Genomic DNA, 23,670 nt, shown 5'->3' on the forward strand with positions numbered 1-23,670 from the left:
GGAAGCGCCGCCCGAAAGCGGCGCTATAAAACTTAGCTGAACAGGGAGTAGAAAATAGCGGAGATAGCGATCAGACCCATAACAACAACGAATACGTTGCTGATGTGGCCGCTGTACTTACGCATTGCCGGGACTTTCTGGATGGCATACATCGGCATCAGGAACAGAATCATCGCGATGATTGGGCCGCCCAGGGTTTCAATCATTCCCAGGATGCTTGGGTTCAGCGTGGCGACAATCCAGGTCGTAACCAGCATGAACAGCGCAGTGATTTTGTTCAGTTTGTTGATTTCGATGGATTTGCCTTTGCCGCGCAGAGACTTGATAACCATTCCGTTGAAACCTTCACGAGCGCCCAGGTAGTGGCCGAGGAAGGATTTCGTGATGGCGATAATCGCGATGATCGGTGCCATCCAGGCGATAACTGGCGCGTTAAAGTGGTTCGCCAGGTAAGACAGAATAGAGATGTTCTGCTCTTTCGCTGCCGCCAGGTCTGCTGGCGTCAGGCTCAGTACGCAACTGAAGACGAAGAACATAACGGTCAGCACCATCATGATGTGAGCGAATGCCAGGATCTTAGAGCATTTCTTCTCAGCCGCATCGCCGTACTCTTCACGCTTCGCGACCGCGAAGGAGGAGATGATTGGAGAGTGGTTGAAAGAGAACACCATTACCGGAATTGCCAGCCACAGCGTCATCCACAGACCATTGCCGGTAGAGGCAGCGGAATCAAAGGAGAGCGTTTCCAGCGCTGCGCCGCTCCACTGAGGGATCAGGTACAGGGCCAGCAGCATCAGGGCCGCAACAAACGGGAATACCAGAATACTCATCGCTTTAACGATCATCTGCTCACCGAAGCGCACGATGGTCATCATGCCGACAATCAGGATCAGAGACAGAATCGCGCGCGGCGGCGGCGTGATGGTCAACTGGTGGGTCATGAAGCTTTCCACGGTGTTGGTAATCGCCACACTGTAAACCAGCAGAATCGGGTAAATCGCGAAGAAGTAGAGCAGAGTGATCAGTTTACCCGCGCCAATACCGAAGTGCTCTTCAACCACTTCAGTGATGTCTTCGCCAGGGTTTTTACCGGACAGCACGAAACGAGTCAGGCCACGGTGTGCGAAGAAGGTCATCGGGAAAGCGATAATCGCCATGATGATCAGCGGGATCATACCGCCGACGCCTGCGTTAATTGGCAGGAACAGTACGCCCGCGCCGATTGCCGTGCCGTAAAGGCCCAGCATCCACATGGTGTCCGTCTTGCGCCATCCGCTTCGAGAATCAATCGAAGCAATAGTGCTGGTTTGAGTGGTTTCCATCTGTTTCTCCTGGAGGAAGCTAAAAGTCAGGTTTGTGGTCTAATCCAATGAAAAAAGACCTGACCGTAAAATGAAATTCGTTTAATGACGATTTTTATATAATTTTTCGCCGTAATAATTTGCGGGCGGAAAGATACATTTAACTTATGAATGTATCAGTGATCGCGATCCCAAATGCAATAATCCACCTGTTATGTGGATAAATTTGGACCATTAATCTGTTAAAAAAACGTCAAAGCGAATTTACGGGCGCGAAGGCTACCATTAACGACATATGCCCTAAAAGATCGGGGCGCAATATACGGAGGTTTGGCTATAAAAAACAATGTTTTTGGAGGATTGTCGCGACTAATAAGAATTACGGCTGATAAATTACTATTGGTATTGTAAGGTAAACGTTTGCGCGTTAATGCTTTTATTTTGAAATATAAGCGGCATTTATAAACTTAGCTTCACTATGTGACTGGTATCAATGAAAAAACCGGGCGGTGAAAACACCAGACCCGGTCTGAGAAAGCGGACGATCGTCTGACCCGGCGGATGTGCTCCACCGGGCGCTGCGCGTTATGCGCAGATTTCGTAGCAGGGAATGTAAGCCGAGCCGGGCAGTTTCATACGATGCTGCGCGACAAAGCCCTGGAGCAGGTCGTCCATGCGACGCATCATCTCGCGGTCGCCGTGGATTTTATAAGGCCCGAACTCCTCAATCGCACGGATGCCGACCTCCTTGACGTTACCCGCAACGATGCCGGAGAAGGCGCGCCGCAGATCCGCCGCCAGAATTTCAACCGGTTGATCGGGGTAAAGTTGCAGATTCGCCATATTCTCATGCGACGGTTCGAACGGAATTTGCAGGTCCGGCGCGATGCGAATCGACCAGTTGAAGCTGTAAGCGTCGCCAGTGTCGCGGCGATTCTCTTTCACCAACGGCATCGCTTTTTTCATCAGCCGCGCCACTTCCGTGGCGTCATCAATGATGACGCGGTAGTAACGGCGGGCGTCTTCTCCCAGCGTATGCACGATAAATTCGTCCAGCACGCGGAAGTAATCCGCACTCTCTTTCGGCCCGGTGAGGATCAGCGGCAGTACCTGATCTTTATTCGCCGGGTTCATCAGAATCCCCAGCAGATAGAGAAGTTCTTCCGCCGTACCGACGCCGCCTGGGAAGATGATAATGCCGTGGGCGATACGCACGAAGGCTTCGAGGCGTTTTTCGATATCCGGCATGATGATCAATTCATTGACCAGCGGGTTAGGCGGTTCTGCCGCGATGATGGAAGGTTCCGTCATACCGATAAAGCGGCTGTCTTTGTAACGCTGCTGCGCGTGGCCTACTGCCGCGCCTTTCATTGGCGCTTCCATTGCGCCTGGCCCGCAGCCGGTGCAAATGTTCAGCTCACGCAGACCCAGCTGGGTGCCGACGCGGCGGGCATAGAGATATTCGTTTTCGTTAATGGAGTGACCGCCCCAGCAGACAACCATGTTTGGCGCTTCGCCGACGTGCAGCGCCCGGGCGTTGCGCAGGATCGAGAACACCAGGTTGGTAATATGCACCGAGCTTTCGAGATCCAGATGCTGGAAGCGGCCTGCATTGTGAATCTGACCGTTGACGAACAGGATGTCGCGCAACACGGCGAACAGGTTAGCCTGCAAGGCGCGGATGATGCGTCCGTCCACAAAGGCGTCTTCAGGCGGGTTAATCAGTTCGAGCTTCACGCCGCGTTCACGACGCAGCACGTTGATGTCGAAACTTTCAAAACGAGACAGCAATTCCTTGCTGTTATCAGTCAGACTGCCGGAGTTCAGTACGGCAAGCGAACAGTTACGAAACAGTTGATACAAGTCGCTGCTGGCCGTGCGTTTAAGCATATCGACTTCCAGCTGCGACAACATGTCCATTGAGCCAAGCGGGCTAATATGTGTAATCAAGTAAACTCCTTATGGGACGCAAGACGTCATTCCCTGTTGATTACAATAGCGCTGGCTTATGACCTTTCACAACCTTGCGCGCGGAATCAGGCGCGCAAAATTGAGAAAAAAAGATTACTGACGCACCAGTCTGCCCGTCGCAGGCACAAAATCGGTGTTGCTGCGCCACGGGTTGATATCCAGACCGCCACGACGCGTATAGCGCGCGTACACGCTCAGTTTTTCCGGCTGGCAGAAACGCAGAAGGTCGTTAAAAATGCGCTCTACGCACTGCTCGTGGAACTCGTTGTGATGACGGAACGAGACCAGATAACGCAGCAGCTTCTCGCGGTCAATTTTGCGCCCGCGATAACAAATTTGTATGGAGCCCCAGTCCGGCTGGTGGGTGATCAGGCAGTTTGACTTCAGCAGATGGCTGACCAGCGTCTCTTCCACGACTTTTTCGCCGCTGGCGGCATTCTCCAGGTAGTCGGTGCTGAACTGATAGTTATCGATGGTGATATCCTGGTCATCAATGCAGGTGCCGTGAAAATGGGCGGCAGGTTGCCCTTCCAGCTCATCAAGACGGTACAGCGCGACGCTGACTTCGCCTTGCGCACAGGCGCGCAGGTCGTTTTCCAGCGTCTGGCGCACGGCGTCCCAGGAGTCAAAACGGGTCTGGTTAAAGCTGTTCAGGTACAGCTTAAAACTTTTCGACTCAATCAAATTGACGCTGGTGTAGTCCAGTTCCACATGACCAACGGCGACCTGCGGCACGCCTTTCGCGTTCAGCCATGACAGTTCATACAGCGTCCAGATATCGGCGCCGTGAAAAGGCAGGTTGTCCGCTTTTAAATCCAGCGGATCGCGATTCAGGCTGCGCGGAACTCCCTGTAACAGGCTGGCGTCATAATTATCCCGGTAATCCGTTGATTTTCCGAGAGTCAGGCCATCAAGCGCCTGATGGTTTTCATAAGAAGACATGTTTCACCGTCATAAACCAGATACACTATGCGTCAAGTGTATCCTGGCTTTTATGAAGAGAGAAATCGGTGGACGAACTGACATCGCAAGCCCTGACGGCATTTACGACGCGTTATTGCGACGCATGGCATGAGAAACACAACAGCTGGCCGCTCAGCGAAGAGCTGTATGGCGTGCCTTCCCCGTGCATTATCTCTTCGACCAGCGATGCCGTTTACTGGCAGCCGCAGCCGTTTGAAGGCGAGGCGAATGTAAACGCGGTTGAACGCGCATTTGATATTGTGATACAACCTGCGGTCCATGCTTTTTACACCACGCAATTTGCCGGGGATATGTACGCGCAGTTCGCGGATGAAAAGCTGACGCTGCTGCAAACATGGAGCGCAGATGACTTCAGACGCGTTCAGGAAAACCTGATCGGCCATCTGGTCACGCAGAAGCGTCTCAAGTTACCGCCTACGCTTTTTATCGCCACGCTGGAAAATGAACTTGAGGTCATTTCGGTGTGTAATCTCTCTGGTGAAGTTTGCAAAGAGACCCTGGGAACGCGCAATCGTACCGTTCTGGCCGCCTCTCTTGCGGAATTCCTGACTCAGCTTAAGCCGCTTCTGTAATCCACTTTGCCAGACACTGTGTGAGAGATCTCTTACATACCCTGTGAGAGATCGCCAGATAATAAGCGAATACTTATCTCATGGTGTTAACTATAATTCCTTTAATATTAATGAGTTGAGTTAACAATCCTGCCTTTCATATGAAAATATCCTTAAGGCATTGTCTGTAAGTGTCTTGTAAGACAAGGCGAAACAGGCGATTCTATACCTGTCGACAAGGAGTCGCACAACGAAGCGAACGTCAGGATGATGGCGCTTCAGCAGGACACGCCAGGATGGTGTTACAAGGACAGGCTTCAGGATGAAGCAAAGTGGAAAACGCCGGATGCGTTAAGGGACACCTCCAGGACGGAGAACGAGAGCCGGGCAGGATGTTCGGTGGGGCAGGATGGCCAGGATACTTCAGGATGAAGTCGATTCGCATCGGGGTGATGTGAGCAGGATGCAAATTGTTCAGGATGAGCAGGTCGCAAGACCACAGGAAAAGTTGTCACGGATGAGCAGGGAGCACCAAAAGTAGCCGGAATGCTGCGAAACGAACCGGGAGCACTGTTTTTACAGTGCTCCCTTTTTTTATTTCGTCTTCACTGATGCTATTCTTCGCGCCAGTTTTTCATCACTGAGGTTAATTTCATGACGACTCATGACCGTGTGCGCCAGCAACTCCACGCGCTGGAAGCCCTGCTGCGTGAACATCATCACTGGCGGATGGACGAGCCGCAGGCCCACCTGTTTACCAGCACGCAACCTTTTTGTATGGATACGATGGAACCGCTTGAATGGCTGCAATGGGTGCTGATCCCCCGTATGCACGCGTTGCTTGATAACGCGCAGCCGCTTCCGCAAGCCTTTGCTGTCGCGCCGTATTATGAAATGGCGCTGACGGCCGATCATCCTCAACGCGAGGTGATCCTGGCGACATTGCAGGATCTGGACGCGCTGTTTACGAGCGATAACGTCTGATGCTGGAAATCCTCTATCAGGATGAATGGCTGGTGGCGGTGAATAAACCGTCTGGCTGGCTGGTTCACCGCAGCTGGTTGGATCGCGACGAAAAAGTCGTGGTGATGCAAACCGTACGCGACCAGATTGGTCAGCACGTCTTTACCGCCCACCGACTCGACAGGCCGACTTCCGGTGTCCTGCTGATGGGGCTTTCCAGCGAAGCGGGGCGCTTGCTGGCGCAGCAGTTTGAGCAGCATCAGATTCAGAAACGCTACCATGCGATTGTGCGCGGCTGGTTAATGGATGAGGCCGTTCTGGATTATCCGCTGGTGGAAGAACTGGATAAGATTGCCGATAAATTTGCCCGCGAGGATAAAGGCCCGCAGCCTGCCGTGACCCATTACCGGGGGCTGGCGACGGTCGAAATGCCGGTGGCGACCGGGCGTTATCCGACAACCCGCTACGGCCTGGTGGAACTGGAGCCGAAAACGGGCCGTAAACACCAGCTCAGACGTCATCTGGCGCATTTACGCCATCCGATTATCGGCGACAGCAAACACGGCGATTTACGTCAGAATCGCAGCGCCGCAGAGCATTTTGGTTGCCAGCGCTTAATGCTGCACGCCAGTCAACTGACGCTTACCCACCCCTTTACCGGTGAACCGCTGATCCTGCGCGCCGGCCTGGACGACGTCTGGATGCAGGCGTTATCACAGTTTGGCTGGCGCGGACTTCTCCCTGAGAATGAAAGGGTTGAGTTTAGTGCGTTGTCCCGGCAGGATGAAAATAATCAGGCTTAAATCAGGGAGAAAACGTTAATGGCGGAAATTGGTATTTTTGTCGGCACCATGTATGGAAACTCGCTGTTGGTTGCCGAAGAGGCCGAGGCGATCCTTACCGCGCAGGGGCATAAAGCAACCGTCTTTGAAGATCCGCAACTGAGCGACTGGCAGCCGTATCTGGATAAAGTTGTGCTGGTTGTGACATCGACGACGGGGCAGGGCGATCTTCCGGACAGCATTGTGCCGCTGTTCCAGGGAATAAAGGACAATCTCGGTTTTCAGCCAAATCTGCGTTACGGCGTGATTGCGCTGGGCGACAGCAGCTACGTTAATTTTTGCAATGGCGGCAAACAGTTCGATGCGCTGTTGCAGGAGCAAAGCGCGCAGCGTGTTGGGGAGATGCTGTTGATTGACGCCAGTGAACACCCGGAGCCGGAGAGCGAATCCAACCCCTGGGTCGAAAACTGGGGAACATTGCTCTCCTGAGCAAAACCCAGCCGGATGGCGACGTCCGGTCTACATGCGCAGTCTGTTGGCCTGATAAGCGTAGCGCCATCAGGCATTTGCCCTAAAACCCTTTCATACGAAAGGGTTTTCAGAGGCATTTTCATAGGGTCAAGCGACCCGTTTCACACTCCTCTTCTTTTGCTTCTCGCACCCTGTCTGTTTACCTCTTCGTTTTTCATTTCCGTGAAGTGGCTTCCATTGCCCTGGGCTTTTGCCACAAACATACGTGATACGCTGCCGAAATACTGTGTTGTTGCACGGTGAGAGTGCGAGGTGTGCTTTTTATACTTCTCGTGCCAGTTATTAAAAATGCAGTACACAAGGCAAACGACCTCATAAAAAGCTGCAAAAAAACACGAAACGTCATCTCTGATTCCCTACCGGTTGTGCAGTTCAGAGTGAGCGTAGATAACGCGAAAATTCAGGAGTGCAACAATGAGTTCATTAAGTCACGCGGTGAGCGGCGCGGAAAAACGCACCAATGCCCGCTACTGGATAGTGGTGATGCTGTTTATCGTCACATCCTTCAACTATGGCGACCGCGCCACATTGTCCATTGCCGGATCGGAAATGGCCAAAGATATTGGTCTCGACCCGGTAGGCATGGGGTACGTGTTCTCCGCTTTCTCATGGGCCTACGTGATCGGGCAAATCCCCGGCGGTTGGCTGCTCGACCGTTTTGGTTCTAAACGTGTCTACTTCTGGTCCATCTTTATCTGGTCCATGTTTACCCTGTTACAGGGCTTTGTGGATATCTTCAGCGGTTTTGGCATCATCGTGGCGCTGTTTACCCTGCGATTCCTGGTCGGGTTAGCCGAAGCGCCATCTTTCCCCGGCAACAGCCGAATCGTCGCGGCCTGGTTCCCGGCGCAGGAGAGGGGAACGGCGGTGGCGATTTTCAACTCCGCGCAATACTTTGCCACCGTTATCTTTGCGCCAATCATGGGCTGGCTGACCCATGAAGTGGGTTGGTCGCATGTCTTCTTCTTTATGGGCGGTCTGGGGATCGTGATCAGCTTTATCTGGCTGAAAGTGATCCATGAACCAAACCAGCATCCCGGCGTTAACAAAAAAGAGCTGGAGTACATTGCTGAAGGCGGCGCGCTGATCAATATGGATCAGAAAGATACGAAGGTGAAAGTCCCGTTTAGCGTGAAATGGGGCCAAATCAAACAGCTGCTGGGTTCCCGCATGATGATCGGCGTCTATATCGGCCAGTACTGCATTAATGCGTTGACCTATTTCTTTATCACCTGGTTCCCGGTTTATCTGGTGCAGGCGCGTGGCATGTCGATTCTGAAAGCGGGATTCGTCGCTTCCGTCCCGGCTATTTGCGGCTTCGTGGGCGGCGTGCTGGGCGGCATTATTTCCGACTGGCTGATGCGTCGTACCGGCTCGCTGAACATCGCCCGTAAGACGCCGATCGTGATGGGGATGCTGCTGTCGATGGTGATGGTGTTCTGTAATTACGTCAACGTCGAATGGATGATTATCGGCTTCATGGCGCTGGCCTTCTTCGGTAAAGGCATTGGCGCGTTGGGCTGGGCAGTCATGGCGGACACCGCGCCGAAAGAGATCAGCGGCTTGAGCGGCGGCTTATTCAACATGTTTGGCAATATTTCCGGCATCGTAACGCCAATTGCGATTGGCTACATCGTCGGCACGACCGGCTCGTTCAATGGCGCGCTGATTTACGTTGGCGTCCATGCGCTGGTGGCGGTACTGAGTTACCTCGTGCTGGTCGGGGATATTAAACGCATCGAACTGAAACCTGTAGCAGGACAATAAATATGACAACGCAATCAAGTCCCGTCATTACCGATATGAAAGTCATTCCGGTGGCCGGACATGACAGTATGTTACTCAACATCGGTGGGGCGCATAACGCGTATTTCACGCGCAATATCGTCGTCCTCACCGATAACGCCGGTAACACCGGCGTGGGTGAAGCGCCCGGCGGCGAGGTGATTTACCAGACGCTGGTGGATGCGATTCCGATGGTTTTAGGCCAGGAAGTGGCCCGCCTGAATAAAGTGGTGCAACAGGTGCATAAAGGTAATCAGGCTGCCGACTTTGATACCTTTGGTAAAGGCGCCTGGACTTTCGAACTGCGGGTGAATGCGGTAGCGGCTCTGGAAGCGGCGCTGCTGGATCTGCTGGGCAAAGCGCTGAATGTACCGGTGTGCGAACTGTTAGGGCCGGGCAAACAACGCGATGCGGTGACTGTGCTGGGCTACCTTTTCTACGTGGGCGATCGCACCAAAACGGATTTACCTTATCTCGAAAAAACGCCGGGCAATCATGACTGGTATCACCTGCGCCATCAGGAAGCGCTCACCAGCGACGCGGTTGTGCATCTGGCGCAGGCGGCGCAGGATCGCTACGGCTTTAAAGATTTCAAACTGAAGGGCGGCGTGTTGCCCGGCGAGCAGGAGATCGACACGGCCCGCGCGCTGAAAAAACGCTTCCCGGATGCGCGAATCACGGTTGACCCAAACGGCGCCTGGCTGCTGGATGAAGCCATCGCACTGTGTAAAGGGCTGAACGATGTGCTCACGTATGCTGAAGATCCGTGTGGCGCAGAACAAGGATTCTCCGGGCGTGAAGTGATGGCGGAGTTCCGTCGTGCGACGGGGCTGCCGGTCGCGACCAACATGATTGCCACCAACTGGCGTGAAATGGGCCATGCGGTGATGTTAAACGCGGTGGATATTCCGCTCGCCGACCCGCACTTCTGGACGCTCTCCGGCGCGGTGCGCGTGGCGCAATTATGCGATGACTGGGGGCTGACCTGGGGCTGCCATTCGAACAACCATTTCGATATTTCCCTGGCGATGTTCACTCACGTTGGCGCTGCCGCGCCGGGTAAACCGACGGCGATTGACACCCACTGGATCTGGCAGGAGGGCGATTGTCGCCTGACGAAGCAACCGCTGGAAATTAAAGACGGAAAAATTGCAGTGCCGGATGCGCCGGGTCTTGGCGTGGAGCTGGACTGGGAACAGGTGCAGAAAGCGCATGACGCTTACAAAAAACTGCCCGGCGGCGCGCGCAATGACGCAGGCCCGATGCAATACCTGATCCCCGGCTGGACTTTTGATCGTAAACGCCCCGTTTTCGGCCGTCGCTAATTCATATAAGGACTGAATGATGAGTACACAATTTACGACCCCTGTTGTTACCGCTATGCAGGTTATCCCGGTTGCGGGGCATGACAGTATGCTGATGAACCTGAGCGGGGCGCATGCGCCGTTCTTCACCCGTAATATCGTCATTATTAAAGACAATTCTGGTCACACCGGCGTAGGGGAAATCCCTGGCGGTGAGAAAATCCGCCAGACGCTGGAAGAGGCGATCCCGCTGGTGGTGGGTAAAACGCTGGGTGAGTACAAAAACGTGCTGAATGCCGTGCGTCATCAGTTCGCCGATCGTGATGCGGGCGGGCGCGGCTTACAAACCTTCGACTTACGTACCACCATTCATGTGGTCACCGGCATTGAAGCGGCGCTGCTTGATCTGTTAGGCCAGCACCTGGGGGTTAACGTGGCATCCCTGCTGGGTGAGGGGCAACAGCGTAGCGAAGTGGAAATGCTTGGCTATCTGTTCTTTGTCGGCAACCGTAAAGCGACGCCGCTGCCGTACCAGAGCCAGCCGGATGAGAAATGCGACTGGTATCGTCTGCGTCACGAAGAGGCGATGACTCCTGATGCGGTCGTCCGCCTGGCGGAAGCGGCATACGAGAAGTATGGCTTTAACGACTTTAAACTGAAGGGCGGCGTTCTGGCGGGAGATGAAGAGGCGGAATCCATTGTAGCGCTGGCGAAACGCTTCCCGAATGCCCGCGTGACGCTGGACCCGAACGGCGCCTGGTCGCTGAACGAAGCAATCCAAATCGGTAAGTACCTGAAAGGCTCGCTGGCCTATGCGGAAGATCCGTGCGGGGCGGAGCAGGGTTTCTCTGGTCGTGAAGTGATGGCGGAGTTCCGTCGCGCGACCGGCCTGCCGACGGCCACCAATATGATCGCCACTGACTGGCGTCAAATGGGGCATACGCTCTCCTTGCAGTCTGTGGACATTCCGCTGGCTGACCCACATTTCTGGACGATGCAGGGATCTGTTCGCGTCGCGCAGATGTGCCATGAGTTCGGCCTGACCTGGGGTTCGCATTCCAATAACCACTTTGATATTTCCCTGGCGATGTTCACGCATGTGGCGGCCGCCGCGCCAGGCAAGATCACCGCGATCGATACCCACTGGATCTGGCAGGAAGGTAATCAGCGTCTGACCAAAGAGCCGTTTGAAATCAAAGGCGGTATGGTGCAGGTGCCTGATAAACCAGGTCTTGGCGTTGAGATTGATATGGATCAGGTGATGAAGGCGCACGAGTTGTATCAGCAACACGGCCTGGGCGCGCGTGATGATGCGATGGGAATGCAGTATCTGATCCCGAACTGGACATTCGACAATAAGCGCCCGTGCATGGTGCGCTGACTGTATTGAACCGGTTTCGTCATGGGGTCGGTTCTTCTCCTGGTGTATGCTTAGTACAGTCAACATGCGTAAGGATGCTTTATGAAAATAGTGATCGCACCGGACTCTTATAAGGAAAGTTTGAGCGCTCTTGAGGTAGCGACCGCCATTGAGGAGGGGTTTCGTGAAATCTGGCCTGATGCGGATTACGTAAAACTCCCGGTTGCTGATGGTGGTGAGGGAACGGTTGAAGCGATGGTCGAGGCCACGGCAGGCCGGATTGTTGATGTTGACGTGACGGGCCCGCTCGGTGACAGCGTGCGGGCATTTTATGGGCTTTCTGGCGACGAGCGTTCGGCCTTTATCGAAATGGCCGCCGCCAGCGGGCTGGAGTTGGTTCCACCGCAATTACGCGATCCGCTAAAAACCACCTCGTGGGGAACCGGTGAGTTAATTCGCCACGCTCTCGATGCCGGGGTGGAACATATTATTATTGGCCTTGGCGGTAGCGCGACGAATGACGGCGGAGCCGGTATGGTGCAGGCGCTGGGGGCGAAATTGCTGGATGCGCAGCACCAGGAGATTACGCAAGGCGGCGCGGCGCTGGAAGCGCTCTCAAAGATTGATATCAGCGGTATTGATAAACGTCTTGCCGCGTGTCGTATCGAAGTCGCCTGCGATGTCACGAATCCGCTGACCGGGAAAGAGGGGGCATCTGCGGTATTTGGTCCGCAAAAAGGCGCCACGCCGGAGATGATTCAACGCTTAGATGACGCGCTGACGCACTATGCCCGGCTGATTTCCCGCGATCTGGATATTAACGTATTCGAACTGGCGGGCGGCGGCGCGGCGGGCGGTCTGGGGGCCGCATTATATGCGTTTTGCGGCGCGGAGTTACGGCGCGGCATTGAGATCGTGACCGATGCCTTGCATCTGGAAGAGTGCGTTGCTGATGCGGATCTGGTTGTTACCGGAGAAGGGCGCATCGACAGCCAAACGATTCACGGCAAAGTGCCTGTCGGCGTGGCAAAGGTCGCGAAACGACATAATAAGCCCGTGATTGGCATTGCAGGTAGCCTGACGGCGGATGTGGGTGTTGTACACCAACATGGGCTGGATGCTGTTTTCAGCGTGATTTATACCATCTGTACGCTGGATGAGGCGCTGGAGAATGCCGCAGAAAATGTGCGCATGGCTGCGCGCAATATCGCCGCCACCCTTAACGTGGGGCAACATTTACGTTAACTGCCTGATGGCGCTGCGCTTATCAGGCCTACGGCCACGCACCTGTAGGCCGGATAAGACGCGCTAGCGTCGCCATCCGGCATCCCCCTCATCCTAATATTTTCTTTGCTTCGCGCGCGACGTTGTCCATCTCATCAAGCAGCTCCAGGAACTCGGGTTCAAGCTCCTCTTCTTTGGTGCCGCTGCGTAACTGCTGCTCAATTAACTGGCACAAGTTTTTCATGCGCGGCACCCCGCTGTAGCCGCAGCTGCCGTGCAGCGTGTGGATGAGATCCACCAGCCCTTCGGGCGCCTCTCCCACCAGCTGTTCTTCAATTTTGTTACGCACTTCCGGCAGGAAGTTGATGAGCATTTGCAGCAGATCCCGCGCCAGATCGGATTTTCCGGCCGCCTGGCGCAGCGCCAGTTGCCAGTCGAGCGTTGCGTTCGGGTTGACGATAAACTCTGTCGATTCAGCGGCGGGTAATCGGGTTGCTACCACGGCCCCCGGCTTATAGCGTAACAGCAGACTGTGCAGCTTTTCTTCTTCTATCGGCTTGGCCAGATAGTCATTCATCCCCGCGCTCAGCAGCTTCTCTTTCTGACCCGCCATCGCATGTGCCGTCACGGCGATCACCGGCGTTTGCTGCTGATGCGGAAGCTGATGAATCAGCTCACAGGCGCGGATACCGTCCATATCCGGCATCTGAATGTCCATCAGGATCAAATCAAACTGCATCTGTTTGGCCCGTTCCACCGCCTGATGCCCGCTGTCGCAAAGCTCCACATGCTGGACTTTGTCCTCCAGCAGCGCGCCGATCAGCTTCAGGTTGGCCGGGTTATCGTCGACCGCCATTACCGTCATGGCGATTTTGTTCTCATCCGTCAGCAGCGGTTCAACATGCTGATTTAAATGGCAGTATTCCGTCAGCGCAGGCAGTAAACGCGTTGAGGTGAGCGGTTTTAACAGACAGGCCGCCGCGCCGCCTTGCTTGAGTTTTTCGGCGTTAATCTGGGCATGGCAAGGCAGCGCCAGCAGCAGGAAGTCCGTCATGGCGGCGGCTTTTGCCAGCCGTTCTTGCTGCATGGTGAGCGGTTCGTTAAAGGTCACCGGAACGCTGATGAGCAGGATATCGTAGTGATCCAGCGGCAACGCTGAGAACGTCGGGCTGTAGATCACCTCCAGCGGCGTGTCGCTCAGCATATCCAGCGTGCATTGCGCGGCGGTGGCGTTCGGTTCGACGTAGGCCAGCCGTTTTCCGACCAGACAGCGCGTTGGCGGCGCGTCGCTTATCACATTCGGGTTGAGATCGAGATTAATGTGGAACCAGAAAGTGGAACCGCGATTGGGCTGACTGTGGAACGAGATATCGCCGCCCATCTCATTGACCAGTTTTTGCGTAATCACCAGCCCCAGACCGGTTCCGCCATGACGGCGTGAAATGCTGGCGTCCGCCTGGCGGAAAGCCTGGAACAGACGCGACTGGTCGCGCTCGGGAATGCCGATGCCGGTATCGCGGATCTGGATTTCAATCTGTACTTTGGTATTACTGAGCGCGCGCTTTTCAACCAGAATGTCGATATTGCCGCTTTCGGTAAATTTAATGGCATTACCGACCAGATTGGTAATGACCTGCTGTAGGCGCAGCGGGTCGCCAATGACGTTATCCGGTACGTCATTTTTGATGTTTAACGTGAGCTCCAGCCCTTTGTCATGGGATGAATGCGCCAGCAGCGTCACCACTTCATCCAGCGTGCTGCGTAGCGGGAAGGGAATGCTTTCCAGAATCAGCTTGCCCGCTTCCAGCTTGGAAAAATCGAGCACGTCATTGATGATCGCCAGCAGGTTGTTGGCCGAACGCTCGATAGTATTGAGGTGATCGCGCTGGGTTGTATTGAGTTCGGTTTTTAGCGTCAGACGGGTAAAGCCAATCACGCCGTTAAGCGGCGTACGCAGTTCGTGCGACATGTTGGCCAAAAACTCAGACTTAATACGCGCCGCTTCCTGAGCGCGCTTCTTCGCCAGATCCAGCTCAACGTTCTGGATCTCCATCTGTTCCAGCGTTTCGCGCAGATCCGAAGTGGCCTGATCGATATTATGCTGCATCTCTTCATGGTAAGCGGCAAGCGACATCGCCATCGAGTTGATGCCGTTTTTCAGCATATCCAGCTCGCCCAGCATAAAGCCCTCGACGCGGCTGTCGAGCTGCCCACGACGAATGCGGTCAACGGTATTGACCATATTACGAATGGGGCCGGTGACGTCGCGCATCAGGCGCCAGCCAAAAATTAAGGCAATGCCGATACAGAACAGCATCATCACGCTGGAGATGAAAATCTCTTTGTACTGTTGCAGGCGGACGGACTTGAGATCCAGTTCAAGCGCCACATATCCCAACATATTTCTCGGCGTTTTGGCATCTGTTACGGGGGATTCGTCCGGCGAATACCTTTCGGAGATAATCGGCGTTCGCAGGATCATAATGTCCCCGTGGCGGGTCACGCTCAGCCTGCGGGGAAACGGCTCCCCGGTGGCGAGCTGCATTTCTGACGGATCGAGATGGAAATTGGATGTGACAAACAGCCGGTTATTCTCGTCATAAACGGAAATGGCGCGCACGATGTCGGAGTGGCGGCGATGGAGAACGCTGATGAGCTGCCCGATTGATTCGCGGTTTTGCAGGTTCATGCCATATTCGCTGGAGACCGCAAGAGGTTCGATAATGCTGGCGCCAGCATCTTCCAGTTGACGCTGCAAGTCGTTATAGCGATGCACAACGAAAAAGATACTGAGCAGTAAACCAATGAGGACGGTCGGGGCCAGGATCAGAATCATCATGCGTGCGCGCAGGCTGTAGTTGGTCATGGAGTTCCGTTATGGGACAATTAGGGTCACACTGTTAAATTGAGAAATATCTCGTCGATGGCGCAATTCTACTCTGCAAAACGACGCGTGACGACGCGTCAGATCATAACCGTTACGGTCAATGACCTCGATCCTTTTGGTCAGGGCGTGGCTCGCCATAATGGAAAGGCGCTGTTTATACCGGGATTACTGCCCCAGGAAAAGGGCGACGTCGTCATTACCGAAGATAAAAAACAGTTCGCCCGCGCGCAAGTTAAGCGTCGCCTGAATGATAGCCCGGAACGGGAAACGCCGCGCTGCCCGCACTTTGGCGTCTGTGGCGGCTGCCAGCAGCAGCATGCCAGCGTCGCGCTGCAACAACGCAGCAAAAGCGCCGCGCTGTCGCGCTTAATGAAATGCGATGTCGCCGAGGTGATCGCCGATACGCCGTGGGGCTATCGACGCCGTGCGCGTTTAAGCCTGAATTATCTGCCTAAAACTCAGCAATTGCAGATGGGATTTCGCAAGGCGGGCTCCAGCGATATCGTGGATGTCAGGCAGTGCCCCATTCTGGTGCCCCAGCTTGAGGCGCTGCTGCCCCGCGTCAGGGCGTGTCTGGAAAGTTTGCAAGGAAACCGCCACTTTGGCCATGTCGAGCTGGTACAGGCGGGGAATGGCACCCTGATGGTGCTGCGTCATACGGCGCCCTTGAGCGCGGCGGACAGAGAAAAACTGGAACGCTTTTCGCATTCTGAGGGACTGTCTCTGTTTCTGGCCCCTCAAAGCGACATACTTGAACCGCTTACCGGGGAGACGCCCTGGTATGATTCAAACGGGCTACGCTTAACCTTCAGCCCGCGCGACTTTATTCAGGTCAACGAAGGGGTGAACCAGAAAATGGTCGCCCGGGCGCTGGAATGGCTGGATATTCAACCTGGCGACCGCGTTCTGGATCTGTTCTGCGGCATGGGGAATTTTACTCTGCCGCTGGCGACGCGCGCCGCCAGCGTTGTGGGCGTTGAAGGCGTTCCGGCGCTGGTGGAAAAAGGCCGGGAAAACGCGCGGCGTAACGGATTACAGAATGTGACATTCTTTCACGAAAATCTCGAAGAAGATGTCACGAAGCAGCAATGGGCGAAAAATGGTTTTGATAAAATTTTGCTCGATCCCGCTCGTGCCGGGGCGGCAGGCGTGATGAAACACATTATAAAGTTAAAACCAATTTGTATTGTTTATGTATCCTGTAATCCTGCTACGCTGGCACGGGATAGCGACGCCTTGTTGAATGCCGGATACCAAATTCAGCGGCTGGCGATGCTCGACATGTTCCCACACACTGGGCATCTGGAATCAATGGTGTTGTTTGAGCGTTTGTAATGAGTCATGGCTTGCTGACTTCGGTAGGCCTGGTCCCTTAAGGAGAGGACAATGGTTGCGGTAAGAAGTGCACATCTTAATAAAGCTGGTGAGTTTGATCCGAAAAAATGGATCGCGAGTCTGAGTATCTCCAGCCAGCAGTCGTGTGAACGCTTAGCCGAAACCTGGGCGTATTGCCTGCAACAGACACAAGGACATCCCGATGCGGAACTGTTGCTGTGGCGTGGCGTGGAGATGGTGGAAATCCTCTCTACGTTAAGTATGGATATCGACACGCTGCGGGCGGCGCTGCTCTTCCCCCTGGCTGACGCCAATGTTGTCAGCGAAGATATCCTGCGCGAGAGCGTGGGGACATCGATCGTCAATCTGATTCACGGCGTGCGCGATATGGCGGCGATTCGTCAGTTGAAAGCGACGCATAACGATTCCGTCTCCTCCGAGCAGGTGGATAACGTTCGTCGGATGCTGCTGGCGATGGTGGACGACTTCCGCTGCGTGGTCATCAAGTTGGCGGAACGTATCGCCCATCTGCGCGAGGTTAAAGACGCGCCGGAAGATGAACGCGTACTGGCGGCGAAAGAGTGCACCAATATCTATGCTCCGCTGGCTAACCGGCTGGGCATCGGGCAACTGAAGTGGGAGCTGGAAGATTACTGCTTCCGCTATCTGCACCCGGCGGAATACAAGCGGATCGCCAAACTGTTGCACGAACGCCGCATTGACCGCGAGCATTACATTGAAGAGTTTGTCGGGCATTTGCGTTCTGAAATGAAAACCGAAGGCGTGAAGGCGGAGGTCTATGGCCGCCCGAAACACATCTACAGCATCTGGCGCAAAATGCAGAAAAAGCATCTGGCGTTTGACGAGCTGTTTGACGTGCGCGCCGTGCGTATTGTGGCCGAACGTTTGCAGGACTGCTATGCCGCGCTGGGGATTGTGCATACGCACTATCGCCATCTGCCGGACGAGTTCGATGATTACGTCGCCAACCCGAAACCTAATGGCTACCAGTCAATTCATACGGTGGTGCTTGGCCCTGGCGGTAAAACCGTTGAGATCCAGATTCGTACCAAACAGATGCACGAAGATGCCGAACTGGGCGTCGCGGCGCACTGGAAGTACAAAGAGGGAGCGGTCTCCGGGGGCGCACGCACGGGCCATGAAGACAGAATTGCGTGGCTGCGTAAGCTGATCGCCTGGCAGGAAGAGATGGCGGATTCTGGCGAAATGCTGGATGAAGTGCGCAGCCAGGTCTTTGACGACCGGGTGTATGTCTTTACGCCAAAAGGCGATGTGGTGGATCTGCCCGCAGGCTCCACGCCGCTTGACTTTGCCTATCATATCCACAGCGATGTGGGGCATCGCTGCATCGGGGCGAAAATCGGCGGGCGTATCGTGCCGTTTACCTATCAGTTGCAGATGGGCGATCAGATTGAAATCATCACCCAGAAGCAGCCAAACCCTAGCCGGGACTGGCTCAACCCGAACCTGGGCTATGTGACGACCAGCCGTGGCCGTTCTAAAATCCACGCCTGGTTCCGCAAGCAGGATCGGGACAAGAACATTCTCGCCGGGCGGCAAATCCTCGACGATGAACTGGCGCATTTGGGCATCAGCCTGAAAGAGGCGGAAAAACACCTGCTGCCGCGCTACAACTTCAATGAGCTGGAGGAACTGCTGGCGGCGATTGGCGGCGGGGATATTCGCCTTAACCAGATGGTGAACTTCCTGCAATCGCAGTTTAATAAGCCGAGCGCCGCCGAACAGGATGCCGCCGCGCTGAAACAGCTTCAGCAGAAAACATACGCCCCGCAGAATCGCCGTAAAGACGATGGTCGCGTGGTGGTGGAAGGGGTCGGCAACCTGATGCACCACATTGCGCGCTGCTGCCAGCCGATTCCTGGAGATGAGATTGTCGGGTTTATCACCCAGGGGCGTGGGATCTCCGTTCACCGGGCGGACTGCGAACAGCTTGTGGAGCTGCGTTCTCATGCACCGGAACGTATCGTGGATGCGGTGTGGGGCGAGAGCTACTCTGCGGGATATTCGCTGGTGGTACGCGTTCAGGCCAACGATCGCAGCGGCTTGTTGCGGGATATCACCACCATTCTGGCTAACGAGAAGGTAAACGTGCTGGGGGTGGCCAGCCGCAGCGACACCCGGCAGCAGCTCGCCACCATTGATATGACCATCGAAATTTACAACCTGCAAGTGCTGGGGCGCGTTCTCAGTAAACTCAACCAGGTGCCGGATGTGATCGACGCGCGTCGTTTGCACGGTAATTAATTTTTCCAGGCCGGATAAGCTTTGTAGGCCTGATAAGACGCGTCAGCGTTGCCATCAGGCATTGCCAGTTGCCGGATGGCGGCTGTCGCCTTATCCGGCCTACGTTGGTGACAATTTTCAGGATATTCCAATGAATCAAATCGATCGCCTGCTTGGCATCATGCAACGCTTGCGCGACCCGGAAAACGGCTGCCCGTGGGACAAAGAGCAGACGTTTGCCACCATTGCGCCGTATACCCTTGAAGAAACCTATGAAGTGCTCGACGCCATTGCCCGTGAGGACTTTGACGACCTGCGCGGAGAGCTGGGCGATCTGCTGTTTCAGGTCGTGTTTTATGCGCAGATGGCGCAGGAAGAAGGGCGCTTTGACTTTAATGATATTTGCGCCGCCATCAGCGATAAACTGGAACGTCGCCACCCGCATGTTTTTGCGGACGTTGCCGCTCACAACAGTACCGAGGTATTAGCCCGCTGGGAGCAAATCAAAACCGAAGAGCGCGCGCAGAAAGCGCAGCATTCGGCGCTGGATGATATTCCCCGCAGCTTACCGGCGTTAATGCGCGCGCAAAAAATCCAGAAGCGCTGTTCGAACGTCGGCTTTGACTGGACGACGTTAGGGCCGGTTGTCGATAAGGTGTATGAAGAGATCGACGAGGTCATGTTCGAGGCGCGGCAGGCTGTCGTAGACCAGGCTAAACTGGAGGAGGAAATGGGCGACCTGCTCTTTGCCACCGTCAATATGGCGCGTCATTTAGGGACAAAAGCAGAGACCGCGTTACAAAAAGCCAATGAAAAGTTCGAACGGCGTTTTCGTGAAGTTGAGCGGATTGTTGCGGCGCGAGGCCTGGAAATGACGGGGGTTGATCTGGAAACAATGGAAGAAGTCTGGCAGCAGGTAAAACGCCAGGAAATTGATCTCTAACGAATTTAGGCAGTCAAGGGCGTTTTGTGTGATTTTTTAAATAACAAGCTCTTGATTTACGTCAAAAACATTTACCCCAAAGGGGCTATTTTCTCTTCCCGTTATGTTGATGAAACACCTTGTATACTGCCTCTTCGAGTTATTCGAGTCGCAACAAGGCGGCGACTGAAAGAATCCCCAGGAACATAGAAATGCGATGTGACTGGGGTGAGTGAAGGAAGCTAACACTGGTGCGGCTTGAAGAACGAAGGAGAGGGGATAATGAAAGTTTGTGGCATACGCCATGTTCGGGTATACTGCTTTCCCGTCCTGGTTATTCCATCGTCTTTTAAACCTAACTTCTCAGGTTCAGCATGACAACGAACTATATTTTTGTGACCGGCGGGGTCGTATCCTCTCTGGGTAAAGGCATTGCCGCAGCCTCCCTCGCAGCCATTCTTGAAGCCCGTGGCCTCAACGTGACCATCATGAAACTGGATCCGTACATCAACGTCGATCCTGGTACTATGAGTCCAATCCAACACGGGGAAGTGTTCGTTACTGAAGACGGCGCCGAAACCGATCTGGACCTGGGTCACTATGAGCGCTTCATTCGCACCAAGATGAGCCGCCGCAACAACTTCACCACGGGTCGTATTTACTCTGACGTTCTGCGTAAAGAACGCCGTGGCGACTATCTGGGCGCAACCGTACAGGTTATCCCGCACATCACCAACGCGATTAAAGAGCGCATCATCGAAGGCGGCGAAGGCCACGACGTGGTGCTGGTCGAAATCGGCGGTACTGTCGGTGATATCGAGTCCCTGCCGTTCCTGGAAGCGATTCGTCAACTGGCGGTTGATATCGGTCGTGAGCACGCGCTGTTTATGCACCTGACGCTGGTGCCGTACATGGCCGCGGCAGGCGAAGTCAAAACGAAACCGACGCAGCACTCCGTTAAAGAACTGCTCTCCATCGGTATCCAGCCGGATATTCTGATCTGCCGTTCCGATCGCGCCGTTCCGGCCAATGAGCGTGCGAAGATTGCATTGTTCTGTAACGTTGCTGAAAAGGCCGTTATTTCTCTGAAAGACGTCGATTCTATTTATAAAATTCCGGGCATGTTGAAATCTCAGGGCCTGGACGATTATATTTGTAAACGATTCAGCTTAGACTGCCCGGAAGCGAACCTGGCCGAATGGGAACAGGTTATCTACGAAGAAGCGAACCCGGCGGGCGAAGTGACTATCGGTATGGTCGGCAAGTACATTGAACTGCCGGATGCCTATAAGTCGGTGATTGAAGCGCTGAAACACGGTGGCCTGAAGAACCGTGTCACCGTCAACATCAAGCTGATCGATTCGCAGGATGTTGAAACGCGCGGCGTCGAAATTCTGAAAGATTTGGACGCTATCCTGATCCCTGGCGGCTTCGGCTACCGTGGCGTTGAAGGTAAGGTCGCGACGGCGCGTTATGCGCGTGAAAACAATATTCCTTATCTGGGTATTTGCCTGGGTATGCAGGTTGCGCTGATTGAGTTTGCGCGCAACGTAGCGGGTATGGAAAACGCCAACTCAACGGAATTTGTGCCAGACTGTAAGTACCCTGTTGTGGCGCTGATTACCGAGTGGCGTGACGAGAACGGCAACGTTGAAGTCCGTACGGAGAAGAGCGATCTGGGTGGCACCATGCGTCTTGGCGCGCAGATGTGTCAGCTTTCCGATGAGAGCCTGGTTCGCCAGATGTACGGTACGCCGACAATCACTGAGCGCCATCGTCACCGCTATGAAGTCAACAACATGTTGTTGAACCAAATTGAAGCTGCGGGTCTGCGCATTGCGGGCCGTTCCGGGGATGATCAGTTGGTCGAGATCATCGAAGTGCCGAACCATCCGTGGTTCGTTGCCTGTCAATTCCACCCGGAATTTACTTCAACGCCGCGTGACGGGCATCCGCTGTTTGCAGGCTTTGTGAAAGCCGCCAGCGACTATCAGAAGCGTCAGGCGAAGTAAGAAGTAAAAAAAGTTAGAACGGCAACGCGTACCAAAAGGTACGCGTTGTTTGTCTGGAGTTTTAGTTTAACTTGTACTGAGGAAAACCTAATGTCCAAAATCGTTAAAGTCATCGGTCGTGAAATCATCGACTCCCGTGGTAACCCGACTGTTGAAGCCGAAGTACACCTGGAAGGTGGTTTCGTTGGTATGGCAGCCGCTCCGTCAGGTGCTTCTACGGGTTCCCGCGAAGCGCTGGAACTGCGCGATGGCGACAAATCCCGTTTCCTGGGTAAAGGCGTAACCAAAGCTGTTGCAGCGGTTAACGGCCCGATCGCTCAGGCAATCCTTGGCAAAGACGCCAAAGATCAGGCTGGCATTGATAAAATCATGATCGACCTGGACGGTACTGAAAACAAATCTAACTTCGGTGCGAACGCGATCCTGGCTGTGTCTCTGGCTAACGCCAAAGCCGCTGCGGCCTCTAAAGGTCAGCCGCTGTACGAGCACATCGCTGAACTGAACGGCACCCCGGGCAAATACTCCATGCCGGTTCCGATGATGAACATCATCAACGGCGGCGAGCACGCTGACAACAACGTTGATATCCAGGAATTCATGATTCAGCCGGTTGGCGCTAAAACCCTGAAAGAAGCAGTACGTATGGGTTCTGAAGTGTTCCACAACCTGGCTAAAGTTCTGAAAGCTAAAGGTATGAACACTGCTGTTGGTGACGAAGGCGGCTATGCGCCGAACCTGGGCTCCAACGCTGAAGCACTGGCTGTTATCGCTGAAGCGGTTAAAGCTGCTGGCTACGAGCTGGGCAAAGACATCACTCTGGCGATGGACTGCGCAGCATCTGAATTCTACAAAGACGGCAAATACGTTCTGGCTGGCGAAGGCAACAAAGCATTCACCTCTGAAGAATTCACTCACTTCCTGGAAGACCTGACCAAACAGTACCCGATCGTTTCCATCGAAGACGGTCTGGACGAGTCTGACTGGGACGGTTTCGCATACCAGACCAAAGTGCTGGGCGACAAAATCCAGCTGGTTGGTGACGACCTGTTCGTAACCAACACCAAGATCCTGAAAGAAGGTATCGACAAAGGCATCGTTAACTCCATCCTGATCAAATTCAACCAGATCGGTTCTCTGACCGAAACGCTGGCTGCTATCAAGATGGCGAAAGACGCTGGCTACACTGCCGTTATCTCTCACCGTTCTGGCGAAACTGAAGACGCGACCATCGCTGACTTGGCTGTTGGTACCGCAGCAGGCCAGATCAAAACCGGTTCTATGAGCCGTTCTGACCGTGTTGCTAAATACAACCAGCTGATTCGTATCGAAGAAGCGCTGGGCGAAAAAGCTCCGTACAACGGTCGTAAAGAGATCAAAGGTCAGGCGTAATCCTGCTCTTCACTCTTAACGTAAAAAACCCGCTCCGGCGGGTTTTTTTATGGCGTGCGTTTGGCGCAGTTGCTGTGCATGACCTTAGCGAGGCTTTCTGCGAT

17 protein-coding genes are annotated in these 23,670 nt (G+C 54.4%); 13 read left to right on the plus strand and 4 right to left on the minus strand.

Features of this window, described 5'->3' with window-relative positions; all coding sequences use genetic code 11:
- Nucleotides 1–32: 32 nt before the first annotated feature.
- The 3 genes from sdaC to queF form a co-directional block, all read right to left on the minus strand.
- The gene (gene sdaC / locus OGV82_RS03975) at nt 33–1,322 is read right to left on the minus strand and encodes an HAAAP family serine/threonine permease SdaC (RefSeq protein WP_012134907.1); all 1,290 of its coding nucleotides are present in this window, start codon (nt 1,320–1,322) and stop codon (nt 33–35) included.
- Between the two features lie 564 nt (nt 1,323–1,886).
- Nucleotides 1,887–3,251 (minus strand): nucleotide 5'-monophosphate nucleosidase PpnN, encoded by a 1,365-nt coding sequence (ppnN, locus tag OGV82_RS03980; protein ID WP_024130903.1) that lies wholly within the window; start codon nt 3,249–3,251, stop codon nt 1,887–1,889.
- A 114-nt stretch (nt 3,252–3,365) separates the two neighbouring features.
- The gene (gene queF / locus OGV82_RS03985) at nt 3,366–4,214 is read right to left on the minus strand and encodes an NADPH-dependent 7-cyano-7-deazaguanine reductase QueF (RefSeq protein ID WP_012134904.1); all 849 of its coding nucleotides are present in this window, start codon (nt 4,212–4,214) and stop codon (nt 3,366–3,368) included.
- Nucleotides 4,215–4,282: 68 nt separating this feature from the next.
- On the opposite strand from queF, the gene syd reads away from it, so the two are divergent.
- From syd to OGV82_RS04025, 8 genes are all read left to right on the plus strand, one after another.
- On the plus strand, nt 4,283–4,828 hold the full coding sequence (syd, locus tag OGV82_RS03990) for a SecY-interacting protein (protein WP_047461575.1): 546 nt from the start codon (nt 4,283–4,285) through the stop codon (nt 4,826–4,828).
- A 633-nt stretch (nt 4,829–5,461) separates the two neighbouring features.
- A complete protein-coding gene (locus tag OGV82_RS03995; RefSeq protein WP_047461578.1) occupies nt 5,462–5,791 on the plus strand; it encodes a YqcC family protein in 330 nt (109 codons plus the stop codon).
- Nucleotides 5,791–6,573, plus strand: coding sequence for a tRNA pseudouridine(65) synthase TruC (truC, locus tag OGV82_RS04000; RefSeq protein ID WP_047461581.1), 783 nt, complete (start codon nt 5,791–5,793; stop codon nt 6,571–6,573). Before OGV82_RS03995 ends, truC begins: the two co-directional genes overlap by 1 nt.
- Before the next feature lie 18 nt (nt 6,574–6,591).
- Nucleotides 6,592–7,041, plus strand: coding sequence for a flavodoxin (locus OGV82_RS04005; protein WP_012134900.1), 450 nt, complete (start codon nt 6,592–6,594; stop codon nt 7,039–7,041).
- Between the two features lie 456 nt (nt 7,042–7,497).
- Entirely contained in the window at nt 7,498–8,850 is a 1,353-nt protein-coding gene (gene gudP / locus OGV82_RS04010) for a galactarate/glucarate/glycerate transporter GudP (protein ID WP_012134898.1), read from the plus strand.
- Nucleotides 8,851–8,852: 2 nt separating this feature from the next.
- Nucleotides 8,853–10,193: an enolase C-terminal domain-like protein gene (locus tag OGV82_RS04015; RefSeq protein WP_012134897.1), complete on the plus strand. Its 1,341-nt coding sequence runs from the start codon at nt 8,853–8,855 to the stop codon at nt 10,191–10,193.
- A 19-nt stretch (nt 10,194–10,212) separates the two neighbouring features.
- A complete protein-coding gene (gene gudD / locus OGV82_RS04020; RefSeq protein WP_024130902.1) occupies nt 10,213–11,553 on the plus strand; it encodes a glucarate dehydratase in 1,341 nt (446 codons plus the stop codon).
- 81 nt (nt 11,554–11,634) lie between these two features.
- On the plus strand, nt 11,635–12,777 hold the full coding sequence (locus OGV82_RS04025; protein WP_047461590.1) for a glycerate kinase: 1,143 nt from the start codon (nt 11,635–11,637) through the stop codon (nt 12,775–12,777).
- A gap of 88 nt (nt 12,778–12,865) precedes the next feature.
- Here the strand turns inward: OGV82_RS04025 and barA are convergent, their stop codons facing one another.
- Nucleotides 12,866–15,622, minus strand: a complete 2,757-nt coding sequence (gene barA / locus OGV82_RS04030) for a two-component sensor histidine kinase BarA (protein WP_047461593.1) — start codon at nt 15,620–15,622, stop codon at nt 12,866–12,868.
- 57 nt (nt 15,623–15,679) lie between these two features.
- Here barA and rlmD point away from each other — a divergent pair, with 57 nt between their 5' ends.
- The 5 genes from rlmD (at nt 15,680) to eno (ending at nt 23,566) form a co-directional block, all read left to right on the plus strand.
- Nucleotides 15,680–16,978 (plus strand): 23S rRNA (uracil(1939)-C(5))-methyltransferase RlmD, encoded by a 1,299-nt coding sequence (rlmD, locus tag OGV82_RS04035; RefSeq protein ID WP_047461595.1) that lies wholly within the window; start codon nt 15,680–15,682, stop codon nt 16,976–16,978.
- Nucleotides 16,979–17,029: 51 nt separating this feature from the next.
- Entirely contained in the window at nt 17,030–19,264 is a 2,235-nt protein-coding gene (gene relA / locus OGV82_RS04040) for a GTP diphosphokinase (protein ID WP_047461598.1), read from the plus strand.
- A gap of 130 nt (nt 19,265–19,394) precedes the next feature.
- Complete coding sequence (mazG, locus tag OGV82_RS04045) at nt 19,395–20,186, plus strand: nucleoside triphosphate pyrophosphohydrolase (RefSeq protein ID WP_012134891.1); 792 nt, start codon at nt 19,395–19,397, stop codon at nt 20,184–20,186.
- 353 nt (nt 20,187–20,539) lie between these two features.
- A complete protein-coding gene (gene pyrG / locus OGV82_RS04050; RefSeq protein WP_047461602.1) occupies nt 20,540–22,177 on the plus strand; it encodes a glutamine hydrolyzing CTP synthase in 1,638 nt (545 codons plus the stop codon).
- A 90-nt stretch (nt 22,178–22,267) separates the two neighbouring features.
- Entirely contained in the window at nt 22,268–23,566 is a 1,299-nt protein-coding gene (gene eno, locus OGV82_RS04055; protein WP_012134889.1) for a phosphopyruvate hydratase, read from the plus strand.
- Nucleotides 23,567–23,670 lie beyond the last annotated feature (104 nt).

The sequence above is a fragment of the Citrobacter sp. CK191 genome, assembly GCF_030333435.1.
GTDB classification, from domain to species: domain Bacteria; phylum Pseudomonadota; class Gammaproteobacteria; order Enterobacterales; family Enterobacteriaceae; genus Citrobacter_B; species Citrobacter_B koseri.

Excerpts from the sequence above, each read along its gene's own strand:
- OGV82_RS04005 (WP_012134900.1), top strand. The coding sequence starts at position 6,592 with ATGGCGGAAATTGGTATTTTTGTCGGCACCATGTATGGAAACTCGCTG.
- eno (WP_012134889.1), top strand. The coding sequence starts at position 22,268 with ATGTCCAAAATCGTTAAAGTCATCGGTCGTGAAATCATCGACTCCCGT.
- gudD (WP_024130902.1), top strand. The coding sequence starts at position 10,213 with ATGAGTACACAATTTACGACCCCTGTTGTTACCGCTATGCAGGTTATC.
- relA (WP_047461598.1), top strand. The coding sequence starts at position 17,030 with ATGGTTGCGGTAAGAAGTGCACATCTTAATAAAGCTGGTGAGTTTGAT.
- sdaC (WP_012134907.1), bottom strand. The coding sequence starts at position 1,322 with ATGGAAACCACTCAAACCAGCACTATTGCTTCGATTGATTCTCGAAGC.
- OGV82_RS04015 (WP_012134897.1), top strand. The coding sequence starts at position 8,853 with ATGACAACGCAATCAAGTCCCGTCATTACCGATATGAAAGTCATTCCG.
- OGV82_RS04025 (WP_047461590.1), top strand. The coding sequence starts at position 11,635 with ATGAAAATAGTGATCGCACCGGACTCTTATAAGGAAAGTTTGAGCGCT.
- truC (WP_047461581.1), top strand. The coding sequence starts at position 5,791 with ATGCTGGAAATCCTCTATCAGGATGAATGGCTGGTGGCGGTGAATAAA.
- rlmD (WP_047461595.1), top strand. The coding sequence starts at position 15,680 with ATGGCGCAATTCTACTCTGCAAAACGACGCGTGACGACGCGTCAGATC.
- barA (WP_047461593.1), bottom strand. The coding sequence starts at position 15,622 with ATGACCAACTACAGCCTGCGCGCACGCATGATGATTCTGATCCTGGCC.
- gudP (WP_012134898.1), top strand. The coding sequence starts at position 7,498 with ATGAGTTCATTAAGTCACGCGGTGAGCGGCGCGGAAAAACGCACCAAT.
- queF (WP_012134904.1), bottom strand. The coding sequence starts at position 4,214 with ATGTCTTCTTATGAAAACCATCAGGCGCTTGATGGCCTGACTCTCGGA.
- OGV82_RS03995 (WP_047461578.1), top strand. The coding sequence starts at position 5,462 with ATGACGACTCATGACCGTGTGCGCCAGCAACTCCACGCGCTGGAAGCC.
- mazG (WP_012134891.1), top strand. The coding sequence starts at position 19,395 with ATGAATCAAATCGATCGCCTGCTTGGCATCATGCAACGCTTGCGCGAC.
- pyrG (WP_047461602.1), top strand. The coding sequence starts at position 20,540 with ATGACAACGAACTATATTTTTGTGACCGGCGGGGTCGTATCCTCTCTG.